Genomic DNA, 18,394 nt, shown 5'->3' on the forward strand with positions numbered 1-18,394 from the left:
AATGGGCGCAATGTTGGGCAACGTGGTTTTACTCAATGTGCTATTGGTGGGCTGTGTCAGGTTGGAAGTAGCGACACCGGATAAGCCCATTAACATAAACATGAATGTGAAAATTGAGCATGAAATTCATATTAAGGTCGATAGACAAATTGAAGATATGCTCAAAAACAACTCTAACTTATTCTAAGGGCCTGAATATGAAAAAAGTCGGAGTGATATTTCTGTTGAGTTTGTTATTCAGCTCTTTTGCCGTGGGCATGACGTTGAATGAAGCAAAACAACAAGGGCTGGTGGGAGAAACATTTAGTGGCTATCTGGCACCGGTAAAAAATACCCAAGACGCTCAATCAATGGTGAAAAAGATTAACGAAGAGCGGAAAAAGAAATATGTTGAGATTGCGGCTCAAAATAACATGACGACAGAGCAAGTCGCAAAAATAGCGGGAGAAAAATTGGTGAGTCGTGCAGCTTCAGGAGAATATGTACTTGGTATTAATGGTAACTGGGTTCAGAAATAAGCGCGTTATTTGGCGCGCTTATTTCTTAATTAACCAGCATGTTTTTGGACGATATTAAGCAACAATTTCTTCGGGCTGTTCTTGTGCCATTTTCTCTATGATTTCATGTATCACGTCATGGGCATCTTGATGTGCCCGGTTGGCAGATTCTGCGCCCATAGCTAAGCCTTCAGCAAAGACAAATTTCACATCCGTAATACCGATGAATCCGAGGAAAGTACGTAAGTATGGTGTCATTACATCTGTTGGACCGTTTTTGTGAATACCACCACGGCTGGTCAGAATAATGGCACGTTTGCCTTTCAGCAACCCTTCGGAGCCTGTTTCAGTGTAACGGAAAGTCACACCAGCACGGGCAATCAGATCAAAATAGACTTTTAGTTGAGTAGGAATAGTAAAGTTGTACATTGGTGCGGTGATTACAATAACATCGTGTGCTTGTAACTCTGCAATCAGCTCATCTGACAACGTCAATGCTGATTGTTGACGTTCAGTCAACTCAGTACCGTTCGGGCGCAAAGCATTGACTAACTCTCCATCTAATACTGGAACCGGGTTTTCAGCCAGATCGCGTATAGTCATGTTGTTTTCTGAATTATCGGCTAACCACTTTTCAGCAAAATAGTCGGCCAGTTTACTGCTTTGGGAATATTGCGTCAGGATGCTGGATTTCAGAACCAGTACTTTACTCATTCTTTATTTCCTTATTTATCTACAATTCTGGTTATTTACAGCGCAAGTTATCTGTAACATTAATAACTTCATTGATAATATTTCTTGTGCATCATATTTTATATAGAGAGTTGTTCAGTCAACAGCTCAATATTTTGAGATATTTATTCAAATTCATTGAAGTAATGTAGGAAGCACATCATTACAGGCAGATAGCATCTTTTGGATGCGATACTCTAAAGTATTCCCTATCCAGTACTGGAGTCAGCTTTACAGTCAATAAAGCGATAAATTGGCGAGGTGAAGGATATATATGGAGTACATTGAATTACACAAGATATGTTACACTTCTGATATTTAAATCATAAAGACCTGTTTAAATCATAAAGAACTCCTCTGAGCCTGCAAAGACAGCGCTACTCAGTTAAAAACCGTCACAAGGATTTATCACGTGGAATCACCTTTGACAGCAGCATTCGCTGAACTATTCGCTGAACTTGATCATGCATCGTTGCGCGATCAGTTTCGTTTAAAAAAACGTCTGCATGGAGCAGCAAAAATCAAGAATCAAGTCTCCTTGCAGGCTGTAGCACAATCCATTGCTGAAGATATTGCCACTGCAAAACAGAAAGTTAGGAATCGTCAGGCAACATGTCCTTCGATTAAATATCCTGAAAATCTACCGGTTAGCCAGAAAAAAGACGATATTTATAAGGCCATTAGAGATAATCAGGTTGTTATTATTGCCGGAGAAACTGGTTCGGGTAAAACGACCCAAATCCCAAAAATCTGTCTTGAGTTGGGAAGGGGAGTCAAAGGGCTGATTGGCCATACCCAACCACGTCGTTTGGCTGCGCGTTCAGTTGCCAATCGTATTGCTGATGAATTGGAAACATCGCTTGGCTCAACGATTGGTTATAAAGTTCGTTTTAATGATCAAGTCAGTGAAAATACGTTGGTCAAATTGATGACTGATGGTATTCTTCTGGCAGAATTACAGCAAGATCGCTTGTTATTACAATATGATACATTAATTATCGATGAAGCTCATGAACGCAGTTTGAATATCGATTTTATCCTCGGTTATCTGCGCCAGTTACTGCCAAAGCGACCTGATCTGAAAGTCATTATCACTTCTGCAACCATTGATCCTGAACGTTTTTCCCGTCATTTTAACAATGCAACAATTATTGAAGTCTCTGGACGTACTTACCCTGTTGAAGTGCGCTACCGTCCCATGGTTGATGATGATAATGACAGCGATCGGGATCAGCTTGAAGCTATCATTGACGCGGTAGATGAATTGGGACGTGAAAGCTCTGGTGACATACTGGTATTCATGAGTGGTGAACGAGAAATTCGTGATACGGCGGATGCGCTCAATAAACAAAATTTCCCACATACCGAAATTTTGCCACTTTTTGCACGATTGTCTAACAGCGAACAAAACAGAATTTTTCAGCCTCATATTGGCCGTCGCATTATTTTGGCAACCAACGTAGCGGAAACATCACTGACTGTACCTGGCATCAAATACGTAATCGATACAGGTTTTGCACGTATTAGCCGATACAGTTATCGAACTAAAGTGCAACGCTTGCCAATAGAACCGATATCTCAGGCATCTGCCAACCAGCGAAAAGGACGCTGTGGTCGTGTTTCAAACGGGATTTGTATTCGCCTTTATTCGGAAGACGATTTTTTGTCACGTCCGGAATTCACTGATCCTGAAATTCTGCGTACCAATCTGGCTTCTGTTATTTTGCAAATGACTTCTATTGGCTTGGGAAATGTCAGCGCATTTCCATTTGTTGAAGCACCAGATAAACGCAATATTCAAGATGGTGTTCGTCTGTTGGAAGAGCTGGGAGCTATTGATCCAGAATCATTGTTAGATGAAACTTATCGATTGACTTCAATGGGGCGACAATTGGCCCAGTTGCCTATCGATCCCCGATTGGCTCGCATGGTACTGGAAGCTAAGGCGCATGGTTGCGTTCGCGAAATGATGGTGATTGCTTCAGCATTATCGATTCAAGATCCGCGGGAAAGGCCGTTGGAGAAACAGCAGGCTTCTGATGAAAAACACCGCCGTTTTGCGGACAAAGATTCAGATTTCATCACTTTCTTGAAATTGTGGGATTTTCTGGTAGAACAGCAGAAAGCGCTTTCCAGTTCTCAATTCCGCAAACTTTGCCGTCAAGATTATCTGAACTACCTTCGTATTAGAGAATGGCAGGATGTTTACACTCAGCTAAGGCAAATTGTCAAAGAAATTGGTTTGCCGATCAACAATCAGGAAGCCGATTATCGCAGTATCCACATTGCCTTGCTGACAGGATTATTATCCCATATTGGCCAGAAAGATATGGATAAACAGGAGTATACTGGTGCGCGTAATGCCCGTTTTTCTGTTTTTCCTGGTTCCGGATTATTTAAAATCCCCCCTAAATGGGCGATGGTTGCTGAATTAGTGGAAACCAACCGCTTGTGGGGACGTATTGCTGCACGCATTGAACCTGAATGGATAGAGCCACTGGCTGCCCATCTAACCAAAAAGCATCATAGTGAACCGCACTGGGAAAAGTCTCAGGGAGCGGTGATGGCAACAGAAAAAGTCACTTTATATGGTTTGCCGATTGTGACAGGACGTCAGGTCAATTATAGCCAGATAGATCCTATGCTGTGCCGTGAATTGTTTATCCGTCATGCACTGGTAGAAGGTGATTGGCAAACTCGTCATTCTTTTTTCCGCGCGAATTTGAAATTACGTGAAGAAGTGGAAGAACTGGAACATAAATCTCGGCGGCGAGATATTCTGGTAGATGATGAAATATTATTCAGTTTCTATGATCAACGCATTGGCAAAGATGTTGTTTCATCGCGTCATTTTGATCGCTGGTGGAAAGATGCCAGTAAAGATCAGCCTGAATTGCTTAACTTTGAAAAGAGCATGTTGATTAAAGGAGATGCAAACAAAGTCAGCGCGTTAGATTATCCGAATTACTGGCATCAAGATAATTTGAAATTCCGTTTGAGTTATCAATTTGAACCGGGAACTGATGCTGATGGTGTTACTGTGCATATTCCTTTGCCAGTATTGAATCAAGTCAAAGATGAAGGGTTTGATTGGCAAATTCCAGGTATTCGCCACGAATTGGTTGTTGCATTGATTAAATCATTGCCAAAACCAGTACGCCGTAATTTTGTCCCCGCCCCTAACTATGCTCAGGCATTTCTGGAACGGATTACACAACCTCAGGCTCCTTTACTGGACAGCCTTGAGAAAGAATTACGCCGCATGACAGGAGTGACGGTGTCACGTGATGATTGGCAGTTGGAACAAGTGTCTGATCATCTAAAGATCACATTCCGTATTCTTGGAGAAAAAAGAACAGGTGAAAAAAATAAACCGTTGGCAGAAGGTAAAGATCTGTCAGAGTTAAAACTGAAACTGAAAGAAAAAGTTCAAGAAACGCTTTCAGCGGTTGCAGACGATGGCATAGAACAAAGTGGATTGCATATCTGGAGTTTTGGTGAATTGCCTGAATGTTACGAGCAGAAGCGCGGGGGTTATTCCGTTAAGGCATTTCCGGCATTGGTCGATGAAAAAGACAGCATCGGAATTAAACTGTTCGAAACTGAATCCGAACAGCAAAATGCAATGTGGGAAGGAACGCGCCGCTTGTTATTGCTGAATATTCCATCACCGATTAAATATTTGCATGAAAAATTACCGAACAAATCCAAATTGGGGCTGTATTTCAATCCATATGGAAAAGTGTTGGATTTGATTGATGATTGTATTTCCTGTGGTGTTGATAGATTGATCGCAGAAAATGGCGGACCGGCATGGAATGAACAAGCATTTTCCAATTTGCAGGATAAAGTTCGCGCTGATTTAAATGATGCAGTGGTTGATATTGCTAAACAAGTAGAACAGATCCTGACAGCAGTTTTTAATATCAACAAGCGCCTGAAAGGACGGGTCGATATCTCTCTTGCTCTGGCATTATCGGATATTAAAGAACAAATTTCCGGTTTGGTCTTTAATGGATTCGTGACTTCTCACGGTTGGAAACGTTTGGCCGATGTTTTGCGCTATTTGAATGGAATCGAACGTCGGTTGGAAAAACTGGCAGTCGATCCTAACAAGGATAGGACACACATGAGCCGGATTGAGAATATCCAGCGTCAATGGCAACAATGGCTGGTAAAATTATCTATTCAGCAAAAACAATTATCGGAAGTAAAAGAAGTTCGTTGGATGATTGAAGAGCTTCGGATCAGTTTGTTTGCTCAACAATTAGGTACTCAGTATCCAATATCAGACAAGCGTATTTTGCAAGTAATGGAAAATATCGCTTCGTGATATATATAGGGTTGTAGTCGAGTAGCTACAACCCTAATCCCGAGTTTTTACTTAATATTTAAAGACAATGTTTTAAAAGGCAAATCATAAGAACATTAGTTACAACATACCTATTTCTCATACTAAAAAACAACCCAAAAATCAACTAGCCATCCAACCATCTAAAACAAAACAGTAAAACCAATAAATAATAATAGTAATTCAACTTGCTAAGGTGATAGTGAATTAAAGTGATAAGTATTTGAGAATGGAGAGTTAAGTATGCAGTGAATCAGATTGCCAGAGAGTCCTCCATAACAATGATATTACTGTTATGGAGGAAGGAGGTTATTGATAAGTTAATGTAATTGTTGCTGTGGCATTTGCTTTGCCCGGTGTAATTTCCGCACCTGTCTGGATATAATGGGCTTGCAATGGAATTCTTATATTTCCACCTGTCTGGCTGGAACCAGATACAAACGGGGAGTGCATTGATACGGGGCGATTTAGATATAATATCTGTAAACCGATTCCTGTTGCCGTGACGTTGTCACTATAATCCAATGCCCAAATATTTTTAGTATTCCAGCTGGCAGGGTTTCCATCCAGAGTTACTCCAACATTCACATCAGCATCACAATCTATTTTGATATTAAAATGCCTCATGCCTGCCGTACTGTTAATACCTCGGAAATCACTTTTTTTAATATCTCCCATATCCACTGGAACCACCTTTTGACTGAGAGAACAACCCTTGGTCATGATATACGTATTCGACAAATAGAAAGTGTGAACAGGAGTATCGTGACCTAATTTGGCACGAGTTAGTTTCACTCGCCTGACAGAGCCAGAACCGGTTGTTGGTGCAATCTTGATCAATTGCACCGTTAAATAACCCCATGATCTACCACAATACTGTTTTCCTCTTTGAAATTGCCGCGGTGGAGGGCAAGTAACAGGGTTGGTCGCTGTTCTGGGTAGCCAATCAATACCATAATCCGGCGCCCATGTATTAATACGGATGCCAACCCCCGGAACACCAGATTCATAAATAGCATCATAGTTATAATTTGCAGGTGCAAGATCGGGGGCTTCCCATGTTGTAGTCATGGGCGTATTACAAAGAGCGATATTACCTTTTTCGTCCACTTGATCCAGACGTATTTCTTTGATGGTTGTTCCGATAGGATGGCTTCGAGGAACCGTAATTGTACCAAAAGAAACCGGAGTCATATCGGGTACAAAACCCGTAGAATATTGGCAATAATAATTCGCTAAACTATCAAAGCTACTCATCGTGCCGATGAAAAATGTACTTGCCAATAATAATTTTAATTTGTTGGCCATAGAATAATTTCCACTATTTTTTAATTGCATATCAAATAAATGTGTCGATACTGTTATTTGCAAGAAGTTTCAACCAAATATAAACCTGAAGCAGGTTCTTCATCAGATAGTTGGTAATTGACACGGCACTCTTGTATTTTTTTATGCCCCCATTTCACCCATATATTGCCAGATTTGGGAATTCCGCTGAGATAAACCTGCCCACTATCGCTGACAATAGCGCTATTGGGTTCATCTATCTTGTCTTTTTGCTCTAATGTTGCCATTGCACCAAATGGAACCTCTTTGCCATCGTGAGAAAGTGTCAATAAAACACGATGACCGATGCGAGTCTGGAAATTAGCCAAGCTTAGTGAACCGCGGGTTGGGACAATGGTTTGTGTGTTGATATCAATATCAACATTGTTACCCATTGAAAGCGTATCCAAAGAAATACGATTTTTTCTATAACTACTAACATAAGGCACAATGGCATAACCCTTCCGATCAGTCTTAATGCCAGAATGGTTTTGCACTTTAACTCCTTGAGCGCCATTGGTACGTACTAACACCAACGTATCACCCAAAGATTGAGAAAACGTAACTCCGTAAGGATGGACAACGATCCCGCCATTTAACCCATAATTCAGCTGCTTGGAATGTTTATCATAATTATAGCCCGCATTGATCTGGCTAAATGCACCTTTATATTCGGCATTAATACTTCCACCACTGGCTTTATTTTGGCTGGAATAATTTTGCTGAATGCTATAATTCAGGTTGTTATCTTCAAGAACGCTGCCACTTAAACTGAGCTGATGAGAAGTATCACCATTTTTGCTACTGGTCATGTTATAGCTTGTCCAATTATTTTTTAGCCAGTGCTCAAGCGGAATTTGAATGCTAAATGACACAATCTGTTCATTGCGATTTGAGCCGGGAGGGGTGTTATAAGAATAGTTCAGATTGTAATTGATGGAATTGTAATTAGTGCCATAGCCTGCACTGATATTCCTCTCATAACCTTTTTGATACCAATAATCTTGCTGAAAAGCAGTTACATAAACGCTGCCCCAATCGCCTAACGTTTGGTTGATGTGTAGCTGCAATTTACTGCGTTTATTGGTGTTGTAATGGCTATTATTGGTTGTATCCAATTCATTGGCTTCTTTAAAATCATAAAAACTTTGAGTCGAGTAACGATAACCCGCCAGAGTAACGTTAGTGCCAGTTTTAGAAATATCTTTGGCATATTGGAAACGATAGGATTGCCCAGAACCACTGGAGTTAGGGATAAAATTAGTTTTGGCATAAGTTGCATCAAGAGATAGGGAACCCCAATCAGAAAGGTTATAACCTGTACCCAAAGCGATGGACTGATAATCCTTTGCGAGAGTTGTTCCAGCATATGTTGTGACACGGTTGGAAATACCATAAATCACCGTACCTTGCATAAAATAAGGCTCTTTGCCCTGCAGGGAGTTAGAGTGGTATTTTCCCAGAGTCAGAGAATGGCGCAGGCCATTCTCCCTTAACATAATGGGCACGGTAGAAAAGGTTTGCACAGAACGTTGTTCTTTTCCATCTGCTTCTTTTATGATGACTTCCAGATCGCCAGTGGCAATAGTTGGATAGAGATCGTTAATGACGAAAGGCCCGGGAGAAACATAGGTTTCATAGATAATGTAACCATTTTGTTTAATGGTGACTTGGGCATTACTTTGTGCAATTCCCCTAATTGTCGGAGCGAAGCCTTTTATGCTATCAGGCAACATACTGTCATCAGAAGCTAACTGTATTCCACGAAATTGAAAACTATCAAAGATAGGGGAGAGTGTATAACTATCCCCCAGTGTTAACTGGCTTTTTAATGCATGAATATCTCGTTGGAGATAAGTATTGAGGTTTTGCCATTTTTTGTTCTGACTACTATAGGTCGAATAATTCCGTAAACGCCATGCATCCCAATTTGCACCTGTTCTGAGGTTCAGAAAATGATTAGTCATTGAACCAGGATAACTATCCTGCCAAGTCATGGAACCACTGTAATTATAATTAACCAACAAAGAGGTTAATCCCTGCTCCCATAAATGAGGAGGAACATAGTCTCTGGCTTGGTTTTGCAACGCAGATTGTGGAATACTGATATCCAGCCGTTGGTGCTTAAAATCAAAAGAAGACGATGCAGATGGAATATACTGACTAAGTTCAGTGAATTCGGTTTCCTGCGGCAGATTACGCAATAATAGGAATGAATCAATATTTACTCCCATTTCTTTGAGTTGCTGTATCTTGAGTTTGGGTAAAAGCTTATTGTTTACAATAACAAAATCAATATTTCTGGTATCTACTTTTTCTCGGTTTAGATAGATATCTACCCAATAACGACCAGGTGGTTGTTGATCATCTTGAGTAAAAACAGATAGATCAATATCTTCAGGAAATCCTGAATGGGTTTCCAATGCATTGATATTGAAATATTCTTCAGTATAAGCTTTATTGGTATGTATCAAAAACCATGTGATTAACAATATACAGATGAAAAATTTGCTGTATAAATAGCGTAAACTTAGCTTGATAAATAATACCCAATTATCAGAAATGTTTTGTTGAAGATAATGACGATATTTATCCATGATAGTTTTCTAATTTTGATATACCCGCTATATCTCAAGCTGTATATTAAAAGTGATTAGGTATATATAAATTTTATAATTTTTTGATCAAAACACTCTTTTTTCTTCTGGCGTTACACCGCCAAAATCATTAATCGTTTTCCAGATCACTTGATTGATGTTTTTTATGGGAACATCCCAACTTTTTTGTTCAAAAGGTGGAATCATTCCTGCGGATTGGATTTCATAATTTTTTACGCCATTGCCGGTAGCCAGCTCAGAAAAAGAAATATAATAGGGCGTTGGATTCTCGGCGATCAGTTTATTCCCATCAGTTTTGAATTTCAGTAGCTTATAAGCCATGTTGGCATTGTCCGCTAAGTTAACTGGACGATAGAATAATTTAAACCGAGATTTCACTGTGATTTGCAACTGGTTTTGTTCTGACTTAGTTGTAGCAGGAATAGATTTGACGTTAATCCAGAATACAGATTCTCTATCATTTGGTAAATTATTTCCAGATTTAACAATTCGTAAAATATTCTCATTCCCAGCTATCAATTTAAAGAGCGGAGGCGTGATAATAAAAGGCGCTTTAGCTTCATCATGTTCGCCTTGAACCCACGATTGAATGAGATAAGAAATATCAGTTTCTGGATTGTTAATAGAGATGGATGCTTCTTTTTGATCACTAATGTAAACAACGCGAGTACCGCCAATGACGACACCCGCAAAAGAAATGTTAGAACTAAAAATGTAGATTGCAATAAGAATAAAAATGCGAAAGGATTTCAAAATGATTGCTCCAAACAATATTGTTTTTATATTTATTAATATATAGACAATCTAAATATGCCTGTCTATTGTTTTGGCATCCTTGCCATTAATTCCATTGGTTATAGGTGATTTGGTTAGTGGTGCTTTAGCTATATAGGTAAATTAGTTATAGATGATAGTGAAGTTAGCTACCGCATCACCCGAACCAGGAGTTACTTTATCAGCTGTCGCTATATACTTGGCAACAAAATTCATCTCATCAGTCTTTTGACCACTCAATTGCTGAGGACGAGAGTTTTCAGCCATATTGACTCTTGAGTTACCGTCATTTTCATAAAGAGCGATAGCGACACCCTGAGCAATATTTTCACCATTATTAGTTAATGCTAAAAAACGACTATTGGCTCTATCCGTTTGACCATCAAATTTGACCTGTGCATATTTAACATTTGTTGGGCAGTCTGATAATTTTATACTAAAACGGGTGGGGGCGGAGGTACTATAAATCCCATTGAATGAATTTGAGCTGATAGTTCCCATATTTACGGTTTGACTAGCTGAGCTTGAATCAATCTTACACGCAGTATCTGTAATCTTTCCCGTAAACTTGATTTGCCCATCGGCAGCGTATGCAGCTGACATAAATACAGATGATACAAATAAAGATGAAATAAGTAATTTTGTTTTCATTTTTTAATACATCCCATCTCAGACGAACTTATTCGACAGAGAAATAAATTATTAAGTTAATGTTAAGACCGTACATTAGTACAGCAAGTGGATTGCTTAGGTTTACATCTGAAAAACAACAAATAAATAACAGTTCATATTCCCTTATCAACGGATAAGGCAAAGAATATAGTAGCGAGTAATTAACAAAGATCAAAATAATAACTTGACTAATCTCGTTATTCGGAGTTTTAAAGCTGTTAAGTTATCATTAATAGCATTGTTATTCATAAGGTGTAGTTTTTTCCGAATGCTAATGAATTTTTATTCTGTTTTATAAGATTAACTATTAATTGATGATATCTTGTAAAAAGTAAACATGATGTAATTCACATATATATTTGTGATTTATTTTTTTTGCTATATTTTTAATTAAATGTTATTTATTTGTGACTGTCGTTTTTTCGTGTGGTTTATATGCTAAATATTTTAATTATATTGGGAGTTAAATTTGAGCTTTAAATAAATTTGAATTATTTTCATCTGTTTAAAGTTAACTTGTCATTAATAATATTTTGAAAATAAACACTTAACCACAGAAGAATTTTAAATTTACCCAAAAATTATCCACTGGTTAAATAGAATTAATTCTTATGTATTGGTTGTATAATGATCTTTACTTTTCATTTAGTTACAACATTCTTTTAAAGCATCAAAAAAACAAAAAACTACCAAAAAATAAGAGGAGAAATATATTTCTCCTCTTAAACTAACCACTTGAATAAAAAATAAATTTACATTCAATAATATAAATTACCGTCAGTATATTAACAACCACATAGATGGAATAGCTATCAGAAACAGAATCACTATAGCTAACCTTTCTATTATATTTAAATGGATTTTTTCCTGACCTTGTTTACATGCATACAAAAAAACCAGCAATCCGGGAACATATAACACAACTGACAACAGAAGATTCATTAAACCAGAAGCATACAATAACCATAATCCATAAACACAAGCTCCCAAAGCAACAGCGAGTAAAGCACGACTACTGCGTTGAAAAGCAACTTTCATTAAAAATGCACCAACAAGAAGGTAGGGCACAAGGATCATCTCTGATGCAATAGAAAGCAATGTATTGTAATTACTGCCGCTTAACCAAATTAGAATCAAAGAAAGTTGAATTGCGCCGTTAGTGATCCAGAGTGATGACTCAGGTGCTTTTTTGCTGTTTTGTTTCTTAAACACTTTGGGAAATGAACCGTGTAAAGAAGCAATAAATGGCACTTCTGCCGCCATAATTGTCCAGCTCAGATAGGCGCCACAAACAGAAATGATCAAACCGGTGATAATCACAATCTGACCAGAGGAACCCATTAATCCTACCATCAGAGTTGCCATTGACGGATTGCGCATAGCTGCTAATTCAGGTCTAGAAACCAATCCTAATGAAAGCAGGGTGAGAAGCACATATAACCCTAACGCAGAGATAACCGCCAGTATAGTTGCGATACCAATATCCTTACGTTTTCTTGCCCGGGCTGAAACAACGACTGCGCCTTCAACACCAATAAAAACCCATAGTGTAATTAGCATTGTGTCTTTAACTTGTTGCCAGACAGGAACACCCATTTCAATTCCATTGAAATCAAAAGAGAACACATCCATTTTGAAAGCGATGGTAGCTAAAATAATAAAAATTCCCAATGGCAATAATTTTGCCATTGTAGCTAGCAGATTAACTCCTGCCGCCGTCTGTACTCCACGCAGTACCAGCCAATGAACAAACCACAATAAGATGGATTCGCCTATCAAAGATTGCCAAGTATTACCATCACCAAAGATTACGGAGTGATCAGTATCAGTGAAAAAGCTTAATGCAGCAAAGACGATAACCAAATAAGAGACATTAGCAATAATGGCGCAGAACCAATACCCCCATGCAGAGCAAAATCCAACCAACTCCCCAAAGCCTTCTCTTGCATAAGTAAAAATACCGCTATCCAAATCAGGGCGAAGTCGTGAAAGTAAAAGTAAGGAAGTGGCTAAAAAGAGAATACCTATGCCTGTAATTCCCCAACCAATCATTAATGCAACAGGACTACCTACCTGTGCCATGTTTTGCGGCAAACTGAATACGCCGGCACCGACCATAGAACTGAGTACCAGTGCTGTCAGAGACGTAAGGCCTAATTTCTTTTCCAAAGATACGTTCCTAAAAATAATAGAATCAACACAATTAGTCAGAACACTTGTCCTGAATATCGAACACATATTGGACATTTATTGCATCCATGCTATGGATTGCAGAAAAGATTTAGTGGATAAATCTAAAAACAGAGCGATTCTACGGAGTGAAAGGATTGTATGCAATGGTTGACTATGCAAAAAAACATAAATTTTATGCATAAAATTGTGTTAACGAATAAGAAAACAAATTCTGGATAATTTTCATAATGCATATTATTACTTTAATAAATAGGAAGATGACCAAAATATAAACATCTTTGATAATACCGAGCATTAATTTTACATAATGGAAACAAATGGAAAGCAATCATTTAAATAACATCAATGAAACGAAAGGCCAAATAAGATTATCTACAAGTTACTACTACGCACTGAAATGTTTATTTTTTGTTAATTTATGAGGGTTTTGCTGATGTAGATAAAAGGTTAACTACTCGAAAAATCCAATAAAAAAGCACAAATATTTTTTGTGCTTTTTTATGAGCTACTGAATTACACTCTGCAATTATTTGAATAAATCTGCACTGACGGTAACGTTACCACCATTAGACTGCCATTCTCTAGTAACATGGTAATATTTTGCCCCTTTCTCTGCTGCACGCTTAGCAACCTGATAAGAAACTTCAGGGGCAGTAGTGTAATAACCAGAGAAGGTGATAGAGTCAAATGGAACCATCTGAGCTGCTGATGTTTTATTCAACTCTTGAATTTTTGTGCCATTAGGCAAAGTTACCGTGTAACGACCACCTTTTGATGACTGAGTTTCAAAAAAGCGGCCAATTACATTGCTTGTTGAAGTTGAAGAAGCAATTCCTGGAATTTCAACTTTCTTAGCTTCTTCTCCACCTTGTGCCAAAGCTTGGCGTCCTGATTCAGAGTCTGCCGGAATCACAGCTTCATTGGATTGAACCTTACGTTTTGGTGCATCTTCTTTATAAATATATGCCGTAACTATTTGGTTGCCACCATTATTCGGAGTAATGTCACGAACAATAAAGAAAGATGCTGCATCTTTCTTCTTCGCTGCTTTAGCGACGGCTTCTTTCAGGTCAGGATCAGTAGGGAAATAGCCATTCACTGTTACAGTATCGAAAGGCTCCAAAGTGGTTGCTTCTGTCTTAGGTAGCTCTTTGATGCCACGATAGATGCGATAATTAGGTGTTTTATCTGCTTTTTCCGCATCTTTATGGTACAAATCGGCTACAACACGTAAATTACCACGTCCATTGAGATCGTCGAGGCTTTGGATGTAAAAACTCTCAGCGCCTTTTTTATCTGCCTGACGGGAAACTGCATCAGCAGCTTCATAAATTGCATTAAAACGACCAGTGACTGCAATTCGCTCAAAGGGTTTAAGCTCGACGGCTTGTTCTGGAGTCAATTCTTTAGCCGCATGTGCAGCAGTAATAGTAGTAGTTAAAATAGTAGTTAACGAGAACACCGCGGTAGCGATGATCGTTGTCTTCAGCTTCATAAAAAATCCTTTCGCCTTGCGCATTAAAATATTTATAACGTGCTGAACATTGTTATGTATCACATAGAACGCAATTATTACATGTAATAATGCTAATTGTCGCAAGAAATTATGCCTTCTAAAGAAACGATTACCAGTTTTTAGTATATGACACTGAGAATTTTAATAAATATAGTAAGTTATATGAATTGGATAATTGTTTACATTGGCAGGTCGTTTTGTTTTTCTGACTTTAATTATGATAATTCGTTGACATTATTTTCATTGCGTTACTATTTTGTATTTTATTGATAGGTTTTGCTGATAGCAGAAATAAAATCAATCCAATCGTTAAATAGGCTTCAACAAGGTAATAATCAGCAATATTTCATTCTCAAAGAAGGAAACATTATGCATATTGGTGTACCAAAAGAGCGACTTTCCAACGAAGCGCGTGTTGCTGCCACACCATCAACCGTGGCGCAATTGTGTAAATTGGGATTTAACGTCACAGTTGAGACGGGAGCAGGGCAACTTGCCAGTTTTGATAATATGGCTTATCAAAAAACAGGGGCTGATATAGCAGAACGCCATCAAGTTTGGCAAGCAGATATCATTTTAAAAGTAAACGCCCCTGAATATGATGAAATTGCTTTGATGAAAGAAGGTACTACGCTGATTAGTTTTATCTGGCCAGCGCAGAATCCGGAATTAATGGCAAAACTGGCTGAGCGAAAAGTCACTGTTCTGTCCATGGATGCCGTCCCTCGAATTTCTCGGGCACAATCTTTGGACGCTCTTAGTTCAATGGCGAATATTGCTGGTTATCGTGCCATTGTTGAAGCCGCCCATGAATTTGGTCGTTTTTTCACGGGGCAAATTACAGCTGCAGGTAAAGTACCACCAGCCAAAGTAATGATTATTGGGGCAGGTGTTGCTGGATTGGCTGCTATTGGAGCCGCAGGTAGCCTTGGTGCAATTGTCCGTGCTTTTGATACACGTCCGGAAGTCAAGGAACAAGTACAGAGCATGGGAGCCGAATTTTTGGAATTGAATTTTAAAGAGGAAGCAGGTAGTGGCGACGGCTATGCAAAAGTGATGTCAGAAGCCTTTATCAAAGCCGAAATGGAATTGTTTGCTGCACAAGCAAAGGAAGTCGATATTATCGTTACAACTGCATTGATTCCGGGAAAACCAGCACCACGGCTTATCACAAAAGAAATGGTTGATTCCATGAAACCTGGCAGCGTAATTGTCGATCTGGCAGCCCAAAATGGGGGTAACTGTGAATACACGGAGGCTGATAAACTCGTCGTGACACCAAATGGTGTGAAAATTATCGGCTATACTGACTTACCCAGTCGACTATCCACTCAATCATCACAACTCTACGGAACAAACATCGTTAATTTGCTGAAACTACTGTGCAAAGAGAAAAATGGAGAAATTGTTATTGATTTTAATGATGTTGTTGTTCGTGGCGTCACTGTCATTAAAACGGGAGAAATCACGTGGCCTGCGCCACCAATCCAAGTTTCAGCCCAACCAGCAACCACTAAGCCGGCATCAGTCAAAAAAGAGGAAAAATCGATAGATAAGCCAAAATCTCCGTGGCTAAAGTATGGAATATACGCACTGGCGATAATCCTGTATGGCTGGTTGGCACACGTTGCACCAAAAGAATTTTTATCTCATTTTACCGTTTTTGCCTTGTCCTGCGTAGTGGGTTATTACGTTGTCTGGAACGTCAGCCACTCATTGCACACACCATTGATGTCCGTCACCAACGCTATTTCCGGAATTATTGTAGTTGGAGCCATACTACAAATTGGTGAAGAGGGGTGGGTAAGTTTCTTCTCATTCATTGCCGTGTTAATTGCCAGCATCAATATCTTTGGTGGCTTTACTGTCACTCAACGCATGCTGAAAATGTTTCGTAAAGGATAAGGGGTAACTTATGTCGAACGGAATAATGTCAAACGGAATAGTTACGGCATCATATATTATTGCCGCCATTTTGTTTATTTTCAGTCTTGCCGGTCTTTCCCGCCACGAAAGCTCCAAACGCGGTAATATTTTTGGCATCGTTGGTATGGCGATTGCGTTAATTGCGACTATTCTAGGACCTGATACGGGTAAAGTGGGCTGGATTATTTTAGCGATGATCATCGGTGCAGTCATTGGTGTTCGCCTTGCTAAAAAAGTAGAAATGACCGAAATGCCCGAATTAGTTGCTATTCTGCACAGTTTTGTCGGCTTGGCGGCAGTTTTGGTTGGTTTCAATAGTTTTATAAGCCATGATATTTTCGCCATTCCTGTCATGGAAAGCATTCATCTGACAGAAGTTTTCCTTGGAGTATTTATTGGTGCCGTAACATTTACTGGTTCGATTGTGGCATTCGGTAAATTGCGTGGACAAATCTCTTCCAAGCCATTGATGTTACCGCATCGACATAAACTTAATCTGGCAGCCTTGATTGTATCTCTGATACTAATGTTCACTTTTATAAAAACAGAAAGTGTTGGCTTGCAAGTTTTCACCTTACTGGTAATGACAATCATCGCACTCGCTTTTGGCTGGCATTTAGTTGCCTCCATTGGTGGTGCCGATATGCCTGTAGTTATTTCCATGCTGAACTCATATTCTGGCTGGGCAGCTGCGGCTGCAGGTTTCATGCTGAGTAATGACTTGCTGATAGTCACAGGTGCTTTAGTAGGTTCTTCAGGGGCAATTCTTTCTTATATTATGTGTAAAGCGATGAACCGTTCTTTTATCAGTGTCATCGCTGGCGGTTTCGGTACAGATGGTGCTTCATCCAGTGATGAACAAGATATGGGAGAATATCGTGAAGCAACAGCGGAAGACGTTGCTGAACTACTGAAAAACTCCACATCTGTGATCATTACTCCCGGCTACGGTATGGCAGTCGCGCAAGCGCAATATCCTGTTCATGACATCACAGCGAAATTGCGTGATAAGGGTATCAATGTTCGCTTTGGTATTCATCCTGTTGCGGGACGTTTGCCGGGGCATATGAATGTGCTGCTTGCAGAGGCTAGAGTCCCTTACGATATTGTCTTGGAAATGGATGAAATTAATGATGATTTTTCTGAAACCGATACAGTTTTAGTTATCGGAGCTAATGACACAGTAAACCCCGCAGCCCAAGATGATCCTTCAAGTCCTATCGCTGGAATGCCAGTATTGGAAGTTTGGAAAGCCCAAAACGTCATCGTGTTTAAGCGTTCGATGAATACAGGATATGCGGGAGTACAAAATCCATTATTTTTTAAAGAGAATACACAAATGTTGTTTGGTGATGCTAAAGAGAGTGTAGAAGCAATTCTTCGCGCTTTATAATTACTATGTATAATAGATTTAAAGCATCCTAAATAACCAAGAGCTTCATGTTATAACACGAGGCTCTTTTTTATTATATTTACATAAAATGTAATATTATTTATATCCTTCATCTTTTAATTTACAACACACTCAACAAAATATAGAGTAATGTGTCAGCTTTAAAATAAATTGAGTGATAAAAACATCTGTGTTTTATGATTTTCCTGATAGGATAATCAAATAATGTCACTAATGGTTGGTAGTAATAGTATGTTAGCATGAAGTTCAATAAATTTACCTTGACCTTTTCAAATATTATGACTTATTGCAGAGAAACTTACATTTATTTAAAATCAAAACCCCACCTCATTACTTACTTCAAAATACATATATCAAAAAATGTCTTTTAAGAAT

General features: G+C 38.9%; 12 protein-coding genes. 5 read left to right on the forward strand and 7 right to left on the reverse strand.

Features of this window, described 5'->3' with window-relative positions; all coding sequences use genetic code 11:
• Nucleotide 1: 1 nt before the first annotated feature.
• Nucleotides 2-187: a YnbE family lipoprotein gene (locus tag Xvie_RS12495; RefSeq protein WP_208612576.1), complete on the forward strand. Its 186-nt coding sequence runs from the start codon at nucleotides 2-4 to the stop codon at nucleotides 185-187.
• Nucleotides 188-197: 10 nt separating this feature from the next.
• Nucleotides 198-518, forward strand: coding sequence for a YdbL family probable chaperone protein (locus tag Xvie_RS12500; protein ID WP_086109642.1), 321 nt, complete (start codon nucleotides 198-200; stop codon nucleotides 516-518).
• A 54-nt stretch (nucleotides 519-572) separates the two neighbouring features.
• On the opposite strand, the gene Xvie_RS12505 is transcribed toward Xvie_RS12500, so the two are convergent.
• On the reverse strand, nucleotides 573-1,211 hold the full coding sequence (locus Xvie_RS12505; protein ID WP_086109643.1) for an FMN-dependent NADH-azoreductase: 639 nt from the start codon (nucleotides 1,209-1,211) through the stop codon (nucleotides 573-575).
• A gap of 430 nt (nucleotides 1,212-1,641) precedes the next feature.
• On the opposite strand from Xvie_RS12505, the gene hrpA reads away from it, so the two are divergent.
• Nucleotides 1,642-5,562, forward strand: coding sequence for an ATP-dependent RNA helicase HrpA (gene hrpA, locus Xvie_RS12510; protein ID WP_086109644.1), 3,921 nt, complete (start codon nucleotides 1,642-1,644; stop codon nucleotides 5,560-5,562).
• Nucleotides 5,563-5,889: 327 nt separating this feature from the next.
• On the opposite strand, the gene Xvie_RS12515 is transcribed toward hrpA, so the two are convergent.
• The 6 genes from Xvie_RS12515 to ydgH all read right to left on the reverse strand — a co-directional run bounded on the left by Xvie_RS12515 (nucleotide 5,890) and on the right by ydgH (nucleotide 14,658).
• Entirely contained in the window at nucleotides 5,890-6,888 is a 999-nt protein-coding gene (locus Xvie_RS12515) for a fimbrial protein (RefSeq protein ID WP_244175616.1), read from the reverse strand.
• 53 nt (nucleotides 6,889-6,941) lie between these two features.
• On the reverse strand, nucleotides 6,942-9,503 hold the full coding sequence (locus Xvie_RS12520) for a fimbria/pilus outer membrane usher protein (protein ID WP_086109645.1): 2,562 nt from the start codon (nucleotides 9,501-9,503) through the stop codon (nucleotides 6,942-6,944).
• A gap of 87 nt (nucleotides 9,504-9,590) precedes the next feature.
• Complete coding sequence (locus tag Xvie_RS12525; protein ID WP_167376275.1) at nucleotides 9,591-10,277, reverse strand: fimbrial biogenesis chaperone; 687 nt, start codon at nucleotides 10,275-10,277, stop codon at nucleotides 9,591-9,593.
• 144 nt (nucleotides 10,278-10,421) lie between these two features.
• Complete coding sequence (locus tag Xvie_RS12530) at nucleotides 10,422-10,949, reverse strand: fimbrial protein (protein ID WP_086109647.1); 528 nt, start codon at nucleotides 10,947-10,949, stop codon at nucleotides 10,422-10,424.
• A 798-nt stretch (nucleotides 10,950-11,747) separates the two neighbouring features.
• Nucleotides 11,748-13,139, reverse strand: a complete 1,392-nt coding sequence (locus Xvie_RS12535) for a basic amino acid/polyamine antiporter (protein WP_208612570.1) — start codon at nucleotides 13,137-13,139, stop codon at nucleotides 11,748-11,750.
• Nucleotides 13,140-13,689: 550 nt separating this feature from the next.
• On the reverse strand, nucleotides 13,690-14,658 hold the full coding sequence (gene ydgH / locus Xvie_RS12540; RefSeq protein ID WP_086109649.1) for a DUF1471 family protein YdgH: 969 nt from the start codon (nucleotides 14,656-14,658) through the stop codon (nucleotides 13,690-13,692).
• Nucleotides 14,659-15,048: 390 nt separating this feature from the next.
• On the opposite strand from ydgH, the gene pntA reads away from it, so the two are divergent.
• Both pntA and pntB read left to right on the forward strand, forming a co-directional pair.
• A complete protein-coding gene (pntA, locus tag Xvie_RS12545) occupies nucleotides 15,049-16,584 on the forward strand; it encodes a Re/Si-specific NAD(P)(+) transhydrogenase subunit alpha (RefSeq protein ID WP_086109650.1) in 1,536 nt (511 codons plus the stop codon).
• A 25-nt stretch (nucleotides 16,585-16,609) separates the two neighbouring features.
• Nucleotides 16,610-17,998, forward strand: a complete 1,389-nt coding sequence (pntB, locus tag Xvie_RS12550; protein WP_086109704.1) for a Re/Si-specific NAD(P)(+) transhydrogenase subunit beta — start codon at nucleotides 16,610-16,612, stop codon at nucleotides 17,996-17,998.
• The last annotated feature ends 396 nt before the right edge of the window (nucleotides 17,999-18,394 follow it).

The sequence above is a fragment of the Xenorhabdus vietnamensis genome (genome assembly GCF_002127535.1).
Lineage (GTDB): Bacteria > Pseudomonadota > Gammaproteobacteria > Enterobacterales > Enterobacteriaceae > Xenorhabdus > Xenorhabdus vietnamensis.